Source organism: Acinetobacter seifertii, assembly GCF_000368065.1.
Classification (GTDB): Bacteria; Pseudomonadota; Gammaproteobacteria; order Pseudomonadales; family Moraxellaceae; genus Acinetobacter; species Acinetobacter seifertii.
In genome coordinates this window covers 301,994-321,069 of the sequence record NZ_KB851199.1, presented here as the reverse complement: position 1 = coordinate 321,069, position 19,076 = coordinate 301,994, and the positions used below count along the sequence as shown (strand labels likewise).

Here is a 19,076-nt window from a genome sequence, read left to right as displayed (position 1 = left end):
GATAAATGATCTAATTTTAGAATTAACAAATACTTGGGGTGTGGATAATCCTGTCTATAACCATGTGGACAAGCGTGTGGAAAACTAGGTGGATAAGTGTGTGGACAATCTAAATAGCCCTGAACAAAGCGATTTAAGCTGGTTGACGACTTGGAGTACCTTTCTAAATCAAGCTCCGTTTACTGCACAGACACAAGCTCCAGAGGCAGCTTGTTTTTTGCAGCAGCTTATTGAAGCGAGCTTGCAAGGTGACAGTTGTATTGCGATTAGCCCAGAAGAAACAGAAACACTTGGTCAACTGGCGATATCCGCAGAACAAGCGATGTCTCAAGTTGCCCCTTGTGTCCACGACGGGCAGGGGTTGGCATTATACCGATATTGGAACCTAGAGCAACGTCTAGCTGAGCAAATTCGTCGATTAAAGCAACAACCAATTCAACCAGTTTCGTGTGGAGAGCATTTAAACTTACTCACGGATCCACATCAGCAAGCTGCTTTGCAAATGGTGACTCAGCAGAGCTTAAGTATCATTACAGGTGGGCCGGGGACAGGTAAGACGTATACGCTGGCTCGTATTATTGCTGTACTTAGCCAAGCCATCCCTCATATTCGTGTGGCGATGGCTGCTCCGACGGGTAAAGCTGCACAGCGTATGCAAGAAGCCTTACAAAACTCGTTTAACGACCCTAAGCTTCTTGAGTCGGGGCTGATGAGTGACGAGCTAAGAAACCAAAGTACCCAAACTATTCATCGCTTATTGGGTATGGGGCATAGTCAAACTCCACGGTTTAATCAAAAGCAAACTTTGCCTTATGACGTTATTGTGGTGGATGAGGCCTCTATGCTGGATTTAAATCTGGCAACTTTATTATTTGAAGCGGTGCCTGAGTCTTGTCGAATTATTTTGCTAGGCGATGCCAACCAGCTTGCTTCAGTAGATGTTGGAGCGGTACTTGCAGATTTACAGCAAATCGACGCTTTGTCTGAAAACCGTGTTCACCTTCAAACCAGTCGTCGTTTTGCAGAAGGTGCGTTAATTGGGCAAGTGGCACGATTTATTCAAATGCAAACCGGTCAAATCAATCATGAGCAGGTTTTGCAGCAATTTGAAATTGATATTGTTCAGGTTTCAGAGTTACGTTCAATTCCTTTAGAAGTTGATATGCCCGATGTGGTTCAGCTTGAATACTTACCTGAAGAGTCACCTATAGAGCTAGAAGCTTACTATCAAAAGTTGATGGTGGGTTTTCAAGGCTATGTGCAAAGCCTAAAAGCTTATTTACAAGATGATCGCTCAATTGAGCATATTGAAAATATCGTTAAGTCATTCGATGACTACCGTATTTTAACTGCTGTACGTCATGGACCATTTGGCTTACAGCAACTTAATCAATATGCCGAACGTTGGTTACAACAACAGCTGGGTATCGTGACTTTAGGAGGGTGGTATGTTGGTCGTCCAGTTATGATGACTTATAACGATTACCAACTTGGCATTTCAAATGGTGACATTGGTTTATGTTTTGAACACCGTACTCAGCCTCAACAGTTTGAAGTGTATTTTCCTAGTTTAAATAAATGGGTTGCTGCAAACAGACTACCTAAAAGTATTCAAAGTGCATTTGTCTTAACCATTCACAAATCGCAAGGCTCTGAATTTACACATACTGCTGTAGTGCTCGATCAGGCTGCCAAAAATTTGCTAAGCCAAGAACTTATTTACACTGCGATTACACGAGCGAAAAAGGTAGTGAGTCTTTTGGCTCACCCTGAGGCTTTATTACAATCTTTTACAGTTCGGACGACAAGAAGAAGCGGTTTAGTTGAAAAGGTTAATCGGTTAGTTCGTTAAGTCAAACTTAATATTTTGACCTTTGTAAGAAAAAGCTTACATAGATTCGAGATATTTGCTGCTAGAGAACCCCCCCTGTTTTTGAGATTATAAACGCACAACGAGCTTGGCAAGGAATGTCGGGCAAAATCGCACAATAATAATAACTTAAGTCGAGAGACTGCGAACTTACAATGAAGTAGGTGAATAAAGAGGAAACTTACAGCCGCTAAGCCTTGTAGTTTTGGGAGAGACTACAGGGCTTTTTTATATTTTGACTTTTTATCACGTCAAATAAATTAAATAAATCTTTATGTATTTCACACGATTTCTTGTCCTTATTATCAACAATTTAAACCAATCGCATTAATATATTTATTTATAATATGATTCTTAAATAGTCATTTTTCCTGTGAATTGTTAAGTTAAATGTTATACAGAACCGTACGTTATTTAGCTGCTACAGACAAACGCTAAATATTAGACAGACCTGTACGTTTTCGCTTACATGATGATAAGAAAAATACTACTTTTCTTCATAATTGGATATGAGAGAATACATCCCATAAGGAAATAGAAATAAAAACAACGGAAGTGAGTAAAACTAGAAGAAAGATGTATAAAGCATCTCACATATAACAATAAGAACAGCGATAAACACGATAAATAAGAACTACAGCGCCAAAAACCCAAGCAGAAATGCTTGGGTTTTTTATTTTATAGCTAGATTATTGCTATTTAAACTAGATCTGTTTCATGTGAGTCACTACCGAACAATGAACGACGTTGATCTCTAGGAATTCGAGGACATTGGCTAGAAATTTGATAGAGCAGATTTGCCAAAGCAGGCAGATGAGTACCTACTACGGATTTTCCAGTAGTCAACAGAGAAACGCTAATATCACGTTCTGGATCGGCCCAACATAAAATATTGGAAAAACCAAGATGACCAAAAGCTTGACCAGTCATTGGACCAAATAAACCTACCGGATTGCTACCGAGCATTGGACCTAATGCATAACGCATCGGGATTAATAAGGTTCGGTCAATATTAACTCCTGTGGTCGGTAGAGTTGCTCTAAAAATTGTTTTCTCACTTAAAACTTGTTTGCCTTGATAACTTCCACCACTTAAGAGCATTTCGAAAAAACGTCCAGCCTGTTCTGCACTCGTATAAATGTTACCGGCAGGACAAATCGTATCCATAAAGCGGCTGTCATTAGTGACATCTACAGCGAGTTGTAAACCGCCGCCTAATACATGATTGAGATAATGGTCTGTCCCTAAGCGAGGATGTAAGCCTGTTGCACAATTGAGTGCGACTTTTGCACGATATTCTGGCTTCAAACCATAGTTAAAATAGGGCATACCCATTGGTTTTTCGATGGTCTCATGTACAAACTGACGAAGATCTTGTCCAGTGACTCGTTCAATAATTTCTCCCAAAATATAACCTGCAGTTACAGCATGATAGGCGAGGTGATTACCTGCAGGGGAAACGGGTCTTGCTGCATATAGACGCTTTAAAATTTCATCTTTATCAAAAAGCAGTTCAGGAGTGACTTCGCCGTCTATATAAGGGATGCCGCCACGATGTGCTAATAAATGAAAGATCGTCGCACGGCGCTTCCCATTTACACCATATTCTGGAATGTAATAACTGACAGGGTCGAGTAAGTTGATTTCACCTTTTTCATCTAAAAGATGAATCAACATGGCAGTAATCATTTTTGAGGCTGAAAATAAGCAAACAGGAGTGTCAGGCGTTGCAATGAGTGCATTATTTTGCAGACCTGCTGGAGAGTTCCCTTGAGCATAGCCGATGCTTCGATTTAATAAAATTTTCCCTTGTCTACGTAAACAAAAAGTAATGAGCGGATAGTTCCCGGTTTTATAGAGTGACTCAATACTTTTCCAGATCTTTTGAACCTGATGTTCATTCATTCCGCCCAGTTCGGCAGGCACTTCATCTTTGTGATGAATGACCGATCCAATATCGTCTTGTACTGGACAGGTGTTAGTCGAAAATATTTTCACACGTCCCTCGCGCTTCTTTCTTTTTATTGAAGGTCAAGTGTGCAGGGTTGAGACGCTGATGTCAGTGTCTAAAATGACAGGTAACTGAAAACAATTTTGCAATCCATATATAGATACCTTAAAATAGGCGACTTGCTGTAGTGATGCACGGCAGTCAGTTGCGCTCAACTGATTCATATCATTTTATTTTTTAAGCATCTCGGAGAAATCGAATGGCTTTAACTAATGCAGACCGCGCAGAGATCATTGCTAAATTTGCTCGCGCTGAAAACGACACTGGTTCACCAGAAGTACAAGTAGCTTTATTGACTGCTCAAATCAATGATTTACAAGGTCACTTTAAAGCTCACAAACACGACCACCATAGCCGTCGCGGTTTGATCCGTATGGTTAACCAACGTCGTAAATTACTTGACTACTTAAATGGTAAAGACCACGAGCGTTACACTGCTTTGATCGGTGCTTTAGGTCTACGTCGTTAATTCGATTTTGCTTTGTTTTCGGTTTATCGCATGTTGCTATGCTTTGTTCCTGAAAAGAAAGTTTCGTCTAATCACCGTTAGGCGATTTATAGAAGGGGCGCTTGTGCGCTCCTTCTTTGCGTTTAATATTATTTAAAATTTTTGGTCTAGTGTGATGGCTTCTAAGCTTTGTCATTTATCTACCAATTGGTGTAGTCTGAATGCCAAACCTTAGGGGTCTCACTAGAATAAAATTAGGAAAATACAATACATGTCAATGTTTAACATCGTTCGTAAAGAATTCCAATTCGGTCAACATCAAGTCGTTTTAGAAACGGGTCGCGTTGCTCGTCAAGCGAATACAGTTTTAATCACAATGGGTGGTGTAACTGTTTTAGTTGCAGTTGTTGCTCAACCTAAAGCAAAAGCGGGTCAAGACTTTTTCCCGTTAACAGTTAACTATCAAGAAAAACAATATGCAGCGGGTCGTATCCCTGGTGGTTACGGTAAGCGTGAAGGTCGTGCGTCTGAAGCTGAAACTTTAATTTCACGTCTTATTGACCGCCCAATTCGTCCGTTGTTCCCAGAAGGTTATTTCAACGAAATTCAAGTAACAGCAACAGTTGTTTCTTCTGACAAAACTATGGATGCTGATATCGCAGCAATGCTTGGTACATCAGCAGCATTGTCTATTGCTGGTACTCCTTTCCGTGGCCCAATTGGTGGCGCACGTGTTGGTTTAATTAACGGTGAATACGTTTTAAACCCGAATTTTGAACAACTTGCTCAATCTGACCTTGACCTTGTGGTTGCGGGTACAGAGTCTGCTGTATTAATGGTTGAGTCTGAAGCGAAAGAGCTTTCAGAAGACCAAATGCTTGGTGCGGTGCTTTTCGGTCATGACGAAATGCAAATCGCGATTCAAGCAATTAAAGAATTTGCTGCGGCTGCTGGTGCAGTTGAATCAACTTGGGTTGCTCCAACTAAAAATGAAGCACTTCTTGAGCAATTAAAAGAAGCTTTCGAAGCTAAAATTTCTGAAGCATATACAATTGCGGTTAAACAAGACCGTTATGCAGCACTTGATGCACTTTATGCAGAAGCTGTAGCTCAGTTCGTTCCTGAAAATGACGAAACTGGCATTGCTGACGAAGTAAACGAATTATTTGAAGACCTTAAATACCGCACAGTACGTGACAACATCTTGTCAGGTAAGCCACGTATTGATGGTCGTGATACTAAAACTGTTCGTGGTATCGACGTTCAAGTTGGTGTATTAGACCGTGCTCACGGTTCTGCATTATTTACACGTGGTGAAACTCAAGCGTTGGTAACAACAACTTTGGGTAATACTCGTGATGCGTTAATGGTTGATACGCTTTCTGGTACTAAAACTGACAACTTCATGTTGCACTACAACTTCCCTGCATACTCTGTAGGTGAAACAGGTCGTGAATCTGGTCCTAAACGTCGTGAAATTGGTCATGGTCGTTTAGCACGTCGTGGTGTTCAAGCAGTTCTTCCTGCTGCTGACCGCTTCCCGTACGTGATTCGTATTGTATCTGACATTACTGAATCTAACGGTTCATCTTCAATGGCTTCTGTATGTGGTGCATCATTATCACTTATGGATGCAGGTGTTCCACTTAAAGCGCCAGTTGCTGGTATCGCAATGGGCTTAGTGAAAGAAGGCGAGCGTTTTGCTGTACTTTCTGACATCTTGGGTGACGAAGACCACCTTGGCGACATGGACTTTAAAGTAGCAGGTTCTGCAAACGGTATTACTGCACTTCAAATGGACATCAAGATCGAAGGTATTACTGAAGAAATTATGGAAGTTGCGTTAAACCAAGCATTTGCTGGTCGTATGCACATCCTCAATGAAATGAACAAAGTAATTTCACGCGCTCGTCCTGAAATTTCAATGCATGCTCCAACATTTGAAGTAATTACAATTAATCCGGACAAAATCCGTGACGTAATTGGTAAAGGTGGTGCAACTATCCGTCAAATTACTGAAGAAACTAAAGCTGCAATCGATATCGAAGATAACGGTACAGTTCGCGTATTTGGTGAAACTAAAGCTGCTGCTAAAGCTGCGATTGCAAAAATCCAAGCGATTACTGCTGAAGTTGAACCAGGTAAAATCTATGACGGTAAAGTTATCCGTATCGTAGAATTTGGTGCGTTCGTAAACATTATGCCTGGTACTGATGGTCTTCTTCATATTTCGCAAATCTCGAATGAACGTATTGCGAACGTAACTGATGTTCTTAAAGAAGGTCAGGAAGTTAAAGTACAAGTTGCTGATGTTGACAACCGTGGTCGTATCAAATTGACTATGAAAGATATTGAGCAAGCATAATTGCTTAACTCACTAATAAAAAAGTCCGCTTGATGCGGGCTTTTTTTATGGCATGATGCAAGTAATACACAAACAGATCGACGTGGTATGCAGGTTTATTATTTTTATCGTCATCAAAAGGATGGCTATGTTTTTTTGAGCCGAGAAAAGCACACTGAACATGTTCTAGAGTTCTTCTGGATTGATAGTGTGAGATCTGATGTTGTTAATCATAATGAAGAATGGCAACAGAAAATTCAGCAGCTTTCAGATGTCGCAATTAATGAATTTCATATGCGAGATATTGCCAATATTGAGCATCCTTGTGCCTTTGATACGCTTGAAGAATATGATCTGCTCATTTTCAAAAAGCTCGTGACACCTGATGATGAAATTAAAAATGGGGAAACTCATGAGAGTGTATTTGGCTTAGCCACCACGCCAATTAGTTTTATTTTTACGCCTAAAGTTCTGATTAGCGTACGTGAGCATGGTAACAAGTCGATTGAAAATTATATTCAGCGTCTTGAAAATATTTTATGTAAAACCTTAGAAGAACAAAACAAAACCCGTAAGTTGCCTAACTCACCTGTAGATTTGTGTTTACGTCTGCTCAATAGCATGGTGGATGGTTATCTTGATATTCGTTCACCTTTAACTAGAAGGGTCGAGCACTGGCAACAACAACTACTACAGGGCAATCGCCGTTTTAAACAATGGCATCAACTGTTCCATGAAAACATGGCTTTTCAACAAGTTGAAAATTTATGCGAAGAGCAAATCGAAACCTTGCAAGAGTTTCGAGATGAAATTGTCGAAAACTATCATCATGTGATTGGTGAGCGGACACATAGTTCTCAAGATCTTTTGTTAGTTCGTTTGAATGATTTAATGAGTCATGTCGAACGTATTCAAAAGCATACTTTACGTTTACGTAGTGCTATTCAATCGGCGATTGATTTGCATTTCTCAGCGATTGCGAACCAGACCAATGAAAATATGCGTATTCTTGCCATTATTACGGCCGTATTTGCACCGCTTACACTCTTAACAGGTATCTATGGAATGAACTTTGAGTTTATTCCAGGGCTTAAGTCGCCAGTGGGTTTCTGGATTATGCTCGGTGTCATGTTGCTCAGTACGGTTTTCTTACTTTACTACTTCTATCGACAGCATTTAGTAGGGCGTGGCGAAAAAAGTGTTATTGATTTATTGGCTCAGCAGCACCGCCAAGAGCGTATGAATTTATTTTGGTTTTTGGAATATGAACCGATTAAGCAGACTTTGAAGGAAGTAGAGAAGATTACTCGGTTGAAGTAATAGGAATTTTCAAAATCAGTAAAGTTGATTTGTTAGTACTGCCTCAAATTTAGGGATTAATTTGATACTTATTGCATAGGCATATCCTTACTTTTGACTGGGCAAAAGTAACAAAACCCCTTTCTTGGGCTGACGGTACATCCATGTTACCGCAGCCCAAAAGGCGGCATCCATGCCGCCCATCACGTTAGCTCATACCTGTGTGAAATATTATTTAGAAGAAAAAATCTTAATGAAAATGCTTCAACTGTTTTCTAAGTTGTTGCACTTCATCAATCAAATCTAACATCACCGCAACTGCTGCCAAACTTGCATCAAAGTCACGTTGCAAACGATACGCTTTACGAGCACGAGCAACATCTTCACCCATAAACTGATGTTTTTCAGGTGTACTTTCAATCACTAAAATATCGTACTCAATAAGCTCTAGAATCCAGTCCGGGCTTTGACCACAGGCTTGGGCAAATTGTTGTAAGTCAAATGTAGATTGTTCATCAACGACTTCAGCACTAAAGGTGTGGCCGTCACATACAATTTCTCGATAATGGATGGTTGTCATGATCTTGCTCCCTAATGAGATGAACGAGGTTCGAATGAAGCAAAGGCTTCTGCCAATTGCTGATACGCTTCTTTTTCTTTTTCAGAATGTGCAGGCGGGAATACAATATTTAAAATTAAATAAAGATGGCCTGGCGTTTTATTTGGTATCCCTTTGTCTTTTAAACGTAGCTGTTGTCCTTGTTTTGCATTTTTAGGTAAATTGACATGTAATGGCCCAGCAGGTGTTTTTACTTCAATACCTTGACCTAATGCGGCCTCCCAAGGTGCTACATCTACAGTTAAATATACATCACTGCCTTCGACATGAACATGATCTGTGTCTTTATATTGAATCTCGATGTAAAGATCGCCGTTGGCACCACCATTGATACCACTTTGACCTTGTCCGCTTAGGCGAATTTGTTGGCCTTCCTTCATGCCTTTCGGTATTTTCACCTGTAGGGTTTTACGTTGTACCTCAGGCTCACCATAGACATTCACAGTCGGAATTTGTAAGGTAATCTGTTGTGTTGATCCATGGTAGGCAATATCAAGATCGACCTCTATGCTGGCATGCTGATCTTCACCTCGGTAACTGCGTTGTTGTCTTTGGTATTGTTGTTGCCCACCACCAAAACCAGCACCAAAACGACCAAATAAGTCTTCAAAACCGCTAAAATCAGCTTGTTCACCACCGCCGCCCGTAAAGCCCTGACGATAAAAACGCGCACCATCAAATCCACCTTGAGCCGCTCCTTGACCAAAGCCATTAAAGCCTTGTGGATGATCTAACATTTGGTCATATTCAGCTTTTTTTTCTGCACTGCTTAAGGTGTCATAGGCAACGTTAATCGCCTGCATTTTTTCTTCTGCATCTTTTTCTTTGCTGATATCGGGGTGATATTTACGAGCTAATTTCCGATATGCTTTTTTAATTTCATCAGCAGAGGCTTCTCGTGTAACCCCTAATTCTTCATAATAATTTTTGGCCATAATGTTTTATCACGATGGTGTTGTTTATTTCATTATGAAACAATTTTTAAGGCTTTCAATGAGCTAGATTGTATAAGAGTTGTTCTCTTACAGAAATGGAGAGGCAAGGTGGAAAAGACATAAGTCGATTAGGGTTATGCCTCTCAATCTTTACATAAAAGTCTGATATAAACCGTATAAGGCAATTAATAAAAGCAATAGGCCGCATAAGCCGAGTATTTTAGGGTATAAGTGGCTGTTAGAAAGACGGCGGAAAAACACATACACTAAAGACAGGGTTAAAAAATCCAAAACAATCCATGTCAGGGTAAGAACAGTTAGACTGAAATTTAAGTTAGGTGAAATAGAGACAAACTGAGGAAAGAAAGCTGAAAAGAAAATAATATCTTTAGGATTTGAAATACCGACCAAAAAGCCCTTTTTAAAACCACCATTTTGGGCAGAAACGGTTTGTATTGCTTCTGGATGTGGAGCTTGAATCACTTCTTTTAGAATACTAAATCCTAAATAGCCAATATAGAGACAGCCTAAAACACGAATAATATTTAAATAGCTTTCATTAATACCGAGTACTCCTTTAAGTACGAGTACTGAAATAAAAATTAAAACCAGTGATGCGAGATTTGTACCAAAAATGGTTTCGAGTGCTTTTTTATAGCCGCCTTTAAGCCCAGCGCTTGCCACTAAAATCATGACTGGGCCAGGGGTAGCAATCATAATAATGACACTGAAAATAAAGAGAAAATAATCAAAATAATTCATGAAATATAAGCATCTTGTTTATTAGGCTATAAAGTAAGCTCATATTAACTGATTTAAAATAAGATGCTGAAAATTATCATCAAAAAACTATAGATAAATAAAAAGGCGGTTTGACCGCCTTTTTATGAGGTGAGTAATTAACTCAAATGTTCGCCAAATAAACCTAGTGCTTCTTCAGCAGTGAACTCATAACGGGTGTTACAGAACTGGCAATCCATTTGAATTGGGTTCTGAGCTTCCAGTGTTTCATGAACAGCATCAACACCAATTTGAAGTAATGCTTTAGCACAACGTTCTTTAGAACACGTACAGCCAAATTTTAAGTGTTCAACTTCTGGCAAGCGTACTTCTTCTTCGTTATACAGACGATACAAAATCTCATTCGCTGAAAGTTCTGTTAATTCTTCAGGCTTAAGCGTTTCAGTCAGCATAGTCAAACGTGGCCATAGGTCTTCATCAACCAGTTTTTGCTCTTCTTCATCATGACGAGGTAATAACTGAATGAGTAAACCACCAGAACGTTTAGCTGTACTTGCCAATACAATACGAGTTGGAATTTGAGCAGATAAATCATAATACTGCATCAAACAACCTGCTAGATTTGTTTGGTCAAGAGGTACGATCCCTTGATAACGCTCACCATGCTCAGGCTCGATGTTAATAAATAAAATTGGATTAACTAAAGCACCAAGGACTGTACTGCTGTCAGTTGCTTCAACAAAACGTGGATCTGTTTCGTAGTCTGCTAAAGCACGAACTTCACCTAAGTGATTACATTCAGCCATAGCCCATTTGAAAGAGCCGCTAGCCTGGATTTGCAAGCTGATACGGCCTTTGATTTTTAAAGTACTTGCAAGTAATGCAGTCGCGCTCAACATCTCGCCTAGTAGAATTTTAACCGCAGGCATATAGTCGCGTTGAGCTAAAATAGTTTGTAATGCTTCTTCTAGATGAACTACTTCACCGCGAACAGGAAAGTCCTCTATATAAAAGCGTTGGCGTAAATCAGACATAATATTCTCCAGGGCCCTAAGCAGATTATAACAACTTCGGTTTAATCAAGCTTAGGGAATGCAGCGAAGCTGCAAGCAGGACAACGGCAACTTTTGTACCGATTGTCGCAATCATTTAGGCAATGTGAATAAGTCCTTAATATAGCCATTTTGCGAAATCTCAAGTTATTCTTCGTGATCTCGTGTAATGTCGATACGATTTGGTTGTAAATGACGCTTTAAGTCCACGTCATGTCTTGATGTGGCTTGCTTTGCATCACTTTCGAAGAGGTGCTCAAGTTCAGCCAGCGCATTACGATGGGTTTCAAAAACCTTTTGTTCATCGGTATAAATACTTTGCTGCTGTATGAGTAATTTCTCATCATAATCTCGAAAGATTTCGATATTATTATAAGCCTGTTCATCAGAAATACCGAGTTCGCGTAAAGCGCGATAAGCCATACCTAATGATGATAAATAGGTTTCACGCCAAATATGTTCAACACCTAAATCTCTTAGCAGGTGTACATGATGGCGGTCACGAGCGCGTGCTAGTAGCTTTATGTGTGGATAGTTTAATCTCAGATGTCGTGCAACATTCATCGAGTCTTCGACATCATCAATTGCCAAAATAAATACTTGGGCTTTTTCAATGCCTGCCGAGCGAAGTAAATCAGGTTGCGTGACATCACCGTAATAGAGTTTACCGCCGTATCGACGCACAAAGTCCACTTGATGAAGGTTGTTGTCGATCGCAGTAAAGCCTAAGTGCTGCAAGCGGGCAATACGTGCAATAATTTGTCCAAAGCGTCCAAACCCAGCGATGATAATTGGATTATCTTGCTGAGGAATTTCATCATACTCAGGTGGACGTTCTTTATTAAACAAAGGAATGATTTTAGTTGCCATAATCCAGTAAATTACTGGTGTAAGGACCATCGACAACGTCACAATTAGCGTAACAGGCTCTAATAAAGCATCAGTTAAAACTTTTTCACTTTTCGCAAGACTTAAAATGACAAAAGCAAATTCACCACCTTGAGCCAAGCAAGTTCCAAGCAGCAGACTATTGTTCCAACTGTATTTTTTATAGCGGGCAATCGCAGTTAACACGAGGGTTTTGATAACGAGTAGGCCAATCGCTCCACCAATAATGAGCCAAGGCATTTCAATCAGTAACGACAGTTGCGTAGTCATACCCACAGTCATAAAGAACAAACCAAGTAATAGTCCTTTAAATGGAGCAATACTTGCTTCAAGTTCATGACGGAATTCTGAGTCGGCTAAAAGTACCCCAGTGAGGAAAGCGCCTAGAGTTGTGCTAATTCCTAAAGTATCCATGAGTAGAACAACAGCAAGAATAATAAATAACCCTACTGCGGTAATCAGTTCAGTTGCACCACTTTTTGCAACGAAACGGAAAAATGGACGCATCACATAGCGACTAAATAGAAACAGACCACTGAATGTTGCAATGATGGCCGCAAAATAAGCAATGCCATGATGAGTAGATTCTGTTCCTGCCAACAGTGGAATCACTGCCAGTAAAGGAATCGCTGCAATATCTTGGAAAAGCAAAATTGAAAACGATTGCTGACCGTAGGTGGTATTGAGTTGTTGTTTTTCGGTCAGTAACTGTAATACAAAGGCTGTAGAAGACAGCGCAAGCGCAAAACCAATGACAAAGCTGGCAGCAAGTTGTTGCTGAAATAGTAGCAATACGGTGAGCATAAGAATTACGCCCGTAATCACCACTTGCAAACTTCCCATCACGAAAATGGAGTCACGCATTTCCCATAAACGTTGTGGACGTAACTCTAAGCCAATGAGGAACATAAGTAAGATGACCCCAAACTCAGCCAATTCCATAATGGCTTCAGGGTCATGGGCAATATTTAAAACACTTGGGCCAAGAAGGATGCCCGTAAATAAATAACCTAAAACTGTTGCAATCCCTAAGCGTTTACCCAAAGGGACTAAAATCAGAGAAGCTCCAAGAAAAATTGTTGCTTGCAGTAGGAATGACATTCATTACCCCGAATGTATTGATCTTTTTAAGTGTAAAGCCAAAAGGGCTTCTTCACACCATGATATTCAAATCATCTAACTAAATTCTTGCGGGTCAACATCAATAGAGAGTCTAAGTTGATGCTGTCTTGGTGCATGAACCAACTGAGCCCACCATTGTCTTAAGTAAAAATGCAGACGAGCACGGTCGGCAGACAAAATCACCATATGGGCGCGGTAACGTCCCGCTTTACGTTCCATTGGTGCTGGAATCGGCCCCCAAATATCAACAATATCACCTGCAATTTGGCGAAGCTGTTCGGCAGCTTCATTTAAAAAATGTAAGGTATAGTCACGATCTTTCGACTCAGCACGAATTAAGACTGCATAACGATAAGGCGGCAGTAATGCAACTTTACGCTCAGCCAGAGTTTGTTTTGCGACTGCCCGATAATCTTTTTCGATGAGTGTGGTGAGTAAAGGATGATCTGGCCTTAAAGTCTGTAAATAAACATGACCTTTGTGTTCTCCACGACCTGCACGACCAGCCACTTGTACAATCAACTGCGCAGTACGTTCTGGCGCCCGAATATCGACACTCAGTAAACCTGCATCAATATCTAAAATAGCAACCAAGGTCACATGTGGAAAATGGTGACCCTTTGCCAACATTTGAGTACCGAGCAAAATTGTGGGTTTGTTTTGATGAATACGATCATAGATTTTTTGCCAGCTACCGACACGACTTGTGCTGTCACGGTCAACACGAATCACATCATAGTCTGGAAATAGTTCTTGTAAGTGCTCTTCAACTTTGGCTGTTCCTGCGCCTAAAGTTTTTAAACTCTTCTGCTGACACTCAGGGCAGTGGTCTGGCAAGCGATGAACTGTGCCACAGTGGTGACAATGCAAATAAGAATAAGGCTGAGTATGCAACGTAAAATGTGCATCGCAATGTGGACAATTTGCTTGCCATCCACAGCTTTCACAAACCAATACAGGTGCATAACCACGTCGGTTTAAAAAGATTAAAACCTGTTCTTTTCTTGCTAGGGTATTTTTAATCTGCTCGATTAAAGGCTGGCTAATTCCATGCTGCTTTTTGACAATTTTAAGATCGATCAAATGCATTTTAGGTAAAAGCGCGTGGCCTGCACGCTGGTTCAGTTGCAGTGAAGTTAACTTACCAGTTTCGACTAAATGATAGCTATCTATGCTTGGTGTTGCTGAACCTAAAATAACAGGGCAGCTTTGTAAGTGGCCTCGGTACAGTGCGACATCACGAGCATGATAACGGAAACCTTCTTGTTGCTTATAAGACAGGTCGTGTTCTTCATCTAAAATGATGAGGCCCAGACGTGGCAACGGCGTATAAATGGCGGAACGAGTCCCTAAAATAATAGATGCTTTACCAGTTTGTGCCTGTTGCCATGCTTGTAATCGTTTAGAGTCATTTAAGCCAGAGTGCAATAAAGCAATATCGCAGTTAAAACGAGACTTAAAGCGCGAAATAGTTTGAGGGGTTAAGCCAATTTCAGGAACCAATACTAGGACTTGCTTACCTTGTTTTAACACCTCATGCATGATGTGCAAATAAACTTCAGTTTTACCACTTCCAGTTAAGCCATCTAGTAAAAATGCTTGGTATTGATGCTGTGCATTAATGACGTGCTGAGTTGCTTTCTTTTGATCATCATTTAGCGTAAGTGGCATTTGAGCCAATTGCACAGGTGCTGGGCTAAAATCATGAGGCTCAAGTGTACAGTCTATGAGCCCTTTCTTTTGTAACGCTTTAAGCGTAGCCGTTTCTACACCACTTAAATTAAGAATATTTTCTGTAGTTCCGGCAGGGTGTAATTTTAAAATTTGATAAGCGTCTTGTTGTTTGATTGAGCGTTTTAGCAGAGCTTCAACATTGTCACATGGAATGATTTTCCATAGATGAAATAAAACATCCATGGGTTTACCCTGACGTAATAACGCAGGTAAAGCAGTTTGCATCACCTCACCAATCGGAAATTGGTAATATTGTGCTGACCATGTCAATAAATTTAAAACTTGTTCATCTAAAATAGGCTCGTCATCTAAAAGTTCAGAAATGGCTTTAAGCTGAAAGTTACCTGTAAATGATTCTTGTGGGTCAACTTTTTCAGTAATGATACCAATCAGGTTTTGCCGTCCAAATGAAATTGCGACGCGTGAACCTACTTGAGCCCGTTCATATTGTGCTTTGGTGAGTGTATAGTCAAAAGTGTCGTACAGATGCACAGGTACGGCAACACGCACACGATAAACAACTGAATCAGGCTTTGGCGTTATGGTCATAGAGGCTCATTTCGTCAATTTTAAAAAACGGCATAGCGTCGTGAAGAGGACTTGGGTATTCTACACAGGCTATAGAATGAATATGAATGATTGCGTAGCATAGATGCAACAGCAGCGACTATTATTTTTGGAAAATTAGAACATTACCATGCCTGCATATCAATTTACTGCTATTGATGCTTCAGGGAAGCAGCAAAAGGGGGTGCTTGAAGGAGACTCAGCACGTCAGATTCGCCAACAATTACGCGATAAAGCATGGACTCCGATTAGCGTTGACCCTGTTGAACAAAAAGATAAGCATCAAAGCCACGGGTTATTCCAGAAAAAGTTTAGTGCTTATGATTTAGCACTGATGACCAGACAACTCTCCGTTTTGGTTGCTGCTGCAATTCCTCTAGAAGAAGCTTTACGCGCCGTGAGCAGACAAAGTGAAAAAGCACATGTGCAAAATCTTTTACTCTCGGTTCGTTCAAGAGTATTAGAAGGGCACTCACTTGCGCAAGGCATGCAACAGTCAGGTCGTTTTCCTGACCTTTATATTGCAACGGTTGCAGCAGGTGAGCGTTCAGGTCATTTAGATCTGATTTTAGATCAGTTGTCCGACTACACTGAGAACCGTTTTGCCATGCAAAAGAAAGTTCAAGGTGCCATGATTTACCCGATCATTTTAATGCTGATGTCATTTGGTATTGTGATGGGATTAATGACCTATGTGGTTCCAGAGATTGTAAAAACCTTCGATCAAAGCAAAGATGCCTTACCATGGATTACAGTCGCTTTAATGAAAGCGAGTGATTTTATTCGCCATGCGTGGGTCTTTATCATCCTTTTTGCTGTGATAGGCGTTGTTGCCTTTGTGCGGTTTTTAAAAACAACGGCTGGTCATTATGCTTTTGATCGCTTAACACTCAAATTGCCATTATTCGGTAAACTGTCTCGTGGTATTAATGCTGCACGCTTTGCCAGTACTTTATCTATTTTGACTCGTTCGGGTGTGCCGTTGGTGGATGCTCTAAAAATTGGTGCTGCTGTGACCAATAACTGGGTCATCCGTGACTCTATTGCCCATGCTGCTGAGCGTGTTACCGAAGGTGGTAACTTGGGTACGCAATTGGAGCGCAGTGGTTATTTCCCACCAATGATGGTACAAATGATTCGAAGTGGTGAGGCATCAGGTGAGCTTGACCGTATGCTGGAACGTGCGTCGACTATGCAAGACCGTGAGGTGACGACATTTATTTCAACCTTATTGGCATTACTTGAACCGCTTATGCTGGTATTAATGGCAAGCATTGTGCTGGTTATTGTAATCGCGGTTATGCTACCAATCGTAAATATGAACAATATGATTTAATAACTTTGATATTAGAGATAATGATGAAAGTAAAAAATATTCAAAGCGAAACAGTGATGAAACAACATAGTGAAGCTGCGGTTTCAAATCAGCTTGAGCCAACGTGCCATTCTGAGCATAGCTCTGTATCAGATGTTTGTTCCTCAAGCACAGCTTTCGGACTTGCGGCACGTTCGAGCGGTGCTCGAATGAAACGTGTGTCAGGCTTTACCCTTATTGAAGTTATGGTCGTTATTGTAATTTTAGGCGTGTTGGCTGCTTTAATCGTACCGAACGTTATGGGCCGTAGTGAAAAAGCTAAAATCGATACGACTCAAATTACCTTGAAGGGTGTAGCGGGTGCTTTAGATCAGTACAAGCTTGATAACGGGCATTTCCCAACTATGCAAGAAGGTGGACTAGATGCACTTATTAACCAACCTGCTACAGCAAAAAACTGGATGCCAGGTGGTTATGTGAAAGGTGGTTACCCTAAAGACAGTTGGAAAAATGATATTCAATATGTCATTCCTGGAAAAGACGGCCATCCTTTTGACCTATATTCATTTGGTGCAGACGGTAAAGAAGGTGGTGAAGGTAACGATGCAGATATTTATTACCAGCCTTAATTAAAATATAAGACAGATTATCGATTCGGAGAATAAGAGAAATTAATAATTCGAATTGATAATCTTTCTTAATCACAAAAATATAATAAGCTGTTGAAAATAAAATAATAAAGTTAATAATTATATTTGAGATTTAAAATAAGAATTATTCCCATATTTAATAGTTACAAGAAAGTTAAAATATGAGGGGAAATAAGCTATATATTTAAATAAAAGCTTTGCATAATAAATAAAAATCACTTTATAAAACTATGGGAGAGATTAAATGAAAGCATTCCTCGTACTTGATGAACTAAATCAGTTTCATTGGGCGATGCTTAAGTCTGTCCTATTGATTTTAGCATTATTACCCATTGCTGAAGTTTCATTAAAACTATGGCTGAGTACAGAAGGGAGCAGTCAAATCATGATTGGCTTCTTTGCATTAAGTATTGTGAGTGCATGGTTAATGGTGAGTTTTTTCACTGCATTAAAAGCGAGTGTATGGCAAGCTAAACAAATCTCTTCTAAATATGAGCAATTAGTTTTTAAAGCTTATCGCTATGTACCCATGGTCTTTTTATCAAGCTTAGTTGCTTATTTATCTTTGCAATTATCAATCGCTTTTTAACGATATTTAAAACTAAATTTTTAGATAAAACGTAGACTCAACATCTACGTTTTCATTTTTTTAAATGGGCTCTACTAATAGTGCCGTGATTTTACGAACGACAGGTAAGACTAAAAGTAGTGTTGGAAAAGCAATTAACCAAGAAATGATCCATGCTGACATCCAGACATTTATAGAAAACTCTTCTAATCCTAAACTTCGTAAAGTACTGACCATAGACACTACAAAAGTCATAATGATGGATAGAAAAAAAGGTAAAACAATAGCAGTATAGCGACTTGGAAGTTTCTTAAAACTATAGAAAGTTTTTTGGTTTTCCATTTTGACTCCGTAAACCAACAAACGCCCGTGCCATTCAAAATATAAAAATATTTTGAACAAATAGCTCCAAGCCTTGTTGGAGGTATGTTGGAACGTTGATTGACGTAAACGTTTACGGCTTTTGAATCAGTGGACTTAATTTAACATGGAATTTTCAAATTAAACATAAATAATTTATTTTTTTATATTGTGTATTTTTGATTTGAAGATTTAAGAATATGAGAAATATAAAGTGGAACAGATCGAGTGGAATGATTTTTTAAAAGTAGAGCTTCGTGTGGGTAAAATTATTCAAGCTGAGGTTTTTGAAAAAGCGTGTAAACCTGCTTATATTTTGCATGTAGATTTTGGTGAAGAATTGGGTGTACGTAAATCGAGTGCTCAGATTACTAAACTTTATCAACTGCAGGACTTGATTGGTAAATTAGTCGTTGCTGTCGTAAATTTCCCTAAAAAACAAATCGGGCCTATTCAGTCAGAATGTTTAGTGACAGGGTTTCATAACGCAGATGGAGATGTAGCACTTTGTATCCCAGAGTTTGAAGTGCCTCTGGGTACAAAGCTATTATAA

Annotated in this window: 16 protein-coding genes; 8 read left to right on the top strand and 8 right to left on the bottom strand. The window is 39.8% G+C overall.

Features of this window, described 5'->3' with window-relative positions:
• The first annotated feature begins 100 nt into the window (after positions 1 to 100).
• A complete protein-coding gene (gene recD, locus F985_RS06460) occupies positions 101 to 1,852 on the top strand; it encodes an exodeoxyribonuclease V subunit alpha (protein WP_004699026.1) in 1,752 nt (583 codons plus the stop codon).
• A 717-nt stretch (positions 1,853 to 2,569) separates the two neighbouring features.
• Here recD and F985_RS06455 read toward each other — a convergent pair.
• Positions 2,570 to 3,868: a serine hydrolase domain-containing protein gene (locus F985_RS06455; RefSeq protein ID WP_004699024.1), complete on the bottom strand. Its 1,299-nt coding sequence runs from the start codon at positions 3,866 to 3,868 to the stop codon at positions 2,570 to 2,572.
• A gap of 212 nt (positions 3,869 to 4,080) precedes the next feature.
• Here F985_RS06455 and rpsO point away from each other — a divergent pair, with 212 nt between their 5' ends.
• The 3 genes from rpsO (at position 4,081) to F985_RS06440 (ending at position 7,993) form a co-directional block, all read left to right on the top strand.
• Positions 4,081 to 4,350 carry a 30S ribosomal protein S15 gene (gene rpsO / locus F985_RS06450; RefSeq protein ID WP_001229357.1) on the top strand — a complete coding sequence of 90 codons (270 nt, stop codon included), beginning with the start codon at positions 4,081 to 4,083 and terminating at the stop codon, positions 4,348 to 4,350.
• Positions 4,351 to 4,606: 256 nt separating this feature from the next.
• A complete protein-coding gene (pnp, locus tag F985_RS06445; protein ID WP_171063660.1) occupies positions 4,607 to 6,694 on the top strand; it encodes a polyribonucleotide nucleotidyltransferase in 2,088 nt (695 codons plus the stop codon).
• Positions 6,695 to 6,781: 87 nt separating this feature from the next.
• Complete coding sequence (locus F985_RS06440) at positions 6,782 to 7,993, top strand: magnesium transporter CorA family protein (protein ID WP_004699020.1); 1,212 nt, start codon at positions 6,782 to 6,784, stop codon at positions 7,991 to 7,993.
• A 229-nt stretch (positions 7,994 to 8,222) separates the two neighbouring features.
• Here the strand turns inward: F985_RS06440 and F985_RS06435 are convergent, their stop codons facing one another.
• The 6 genes from F985_RS06435 to F985_RS06410 form a co-directional block, all read right to left on the bottom strand.
• Positions 8,223 to 8,552 (bottom strand): chaperone modulator CbpM, encoded by a 330-nt coding sequence (locus F985_RS06435; RefSeq protein ID WP_004699016.1) that lies wholly within the window; start codon positions 8,550 to 8,552, stop codon positions 8,223 to 8,225.
• A gap of 11 nt (positions 8,553 to 8,563) precedes the next feature.
• Positions 8,564 to 9,526 carry a DnaJ C-terminal domain-containing protein gene (locus tag F985_RS06430; protein ID WP_004699014.1) on the bottom strand — a complete coding sequence of 321 codons (963 nt, stop codon included), beginning with the start codon at positions 9,524 to 9,526 and terminating at the stop codon, positions 8,564 to 8,566.
• A 150-nt stretch (positions 9,527 to 9,676) separates the two neighbouring features.
• Complete coding sequence (locus F985_RS06425; protein ID WP_004699012.1) at positions 9,677 to 10,288, bottom strand: LysE family translocator; 612 nt, start codon at positions 10,286 to 10,288, stop codon at positions 9,677 to 9,679.
• A 137-nt stretch (positions 10,289 to 10,425) separates the two neighbouring features.
• Positions 10,426 to 11,301, bottom strand: coding sequence for an Hsp33 family molecular chaperone HslO (gene hslO / locus F985_RS06420; RefSeq protein ID WP_004699009.1), 876 nt, complete (start codon positions 11,299 to 11,301; stop codon positions 10,426 to 10,428).
• Between the two features lie 165 nt (positions 11,302 to 11,466).
• Complete coding sequence (locus F985_RS06415; protein ID WP_004699007.1) at positions 11,467 to 13,308, bottom strand: monovalent cation:proton antiporter-2 (CPA2) family protein; 1,842 nt, start codon at positions 13,306 to 13,308, stop codon at positions 11,467 to 11,469.
• A 75-nt stretch (positions 13,309 to 13,383) separates the two neighbouring features.
• Complete coding sequence (locus F985_RS06410) at positions 13,384 to 15,612, bottom strand: primosomal protein N' (protein WP_004699004.1); 2,229 nt, start codon at positions 15,610 to 15,612, stop codon at positions 13,384 to 13,386.
• A gap of 148 nt (positions 15,613 to 15,760) precedes the next feature.
• On the opposite strand from F985_RS06410, the gene gspF reads away from it, so the two are divergent.
• From gspF to F985_RS06395, 3 genes are all read left to right on the top strand, one after another.
• The gene (gspF, locus tag F985_RS06405) at positions 15,761 to 16,966 is read left to right on the top strand and encodes a type II secretion system inner membrane protein GspF (protein ID WP_004699003.1); all 1,206 of its coding nucleotides are present in this window, start codon (positions 15,761 to 15,763) and stop codon (positions 16,964 to 16,966) included.
• Between the two features lie 23 nt (positions 16,967 to 16,989).
• Positions 16,990 to 17,574 (top strand): type II secretion system major pseudopilin GspG, encoded by a 585-nt coding sequence (gene gspG, locus F985_RS06400; RefSeq protein WP_004699000.1) that lies wholly within the window; start codon positions 16,990 to 16,992, stop codon positions 17,572 to 17,574.
• A 265-nt stretch (positions 17,575 to 17,839) separates the two neighbouring features.
• The gene (locus tag F985_RS06395; RefSeq protein ID WP_004698999.1) at positions 17,840 to 18,184 is read left to right on the top strand and encodes a hypothetical protein; all 345 of its coding nucleotides are present in this window, start codon (positions 17,840 to 17,842) and stop codon (positions 18,182 to 18,184) included.
• A 60-nt stretch (positions 18,185 to 18,244) separates the two neighbouring features.
• Here F985_RS06395 and F985_RS06390 read toward each other — a convergent pair whose 3' ends face one another.
• Positions 18,245 to 18,505, bottom strand: coding sequence for a DUF2798 domain-containing protein (locus F985_RS06390; protein ID WP_004698997.1), 261 nt, complete (start codon positions 18,503 to 18,505; stop codon positions 18,245 to 18,247).
• Positions 18,506 to 18,737: 232 nt separating this feature from the next.
• Between F985_RS06390 and F985_RS06385 the strand changes: the two genes are divergently transcribed.
• A complete protein-coding gene (locus F985_RS06385) occupies positions 18,738 to 19,076 on the top strand; it encodes a tRNA-binding protein (protein ID WP_004698995.1) in 339 nt (112 codons plus the stop codon).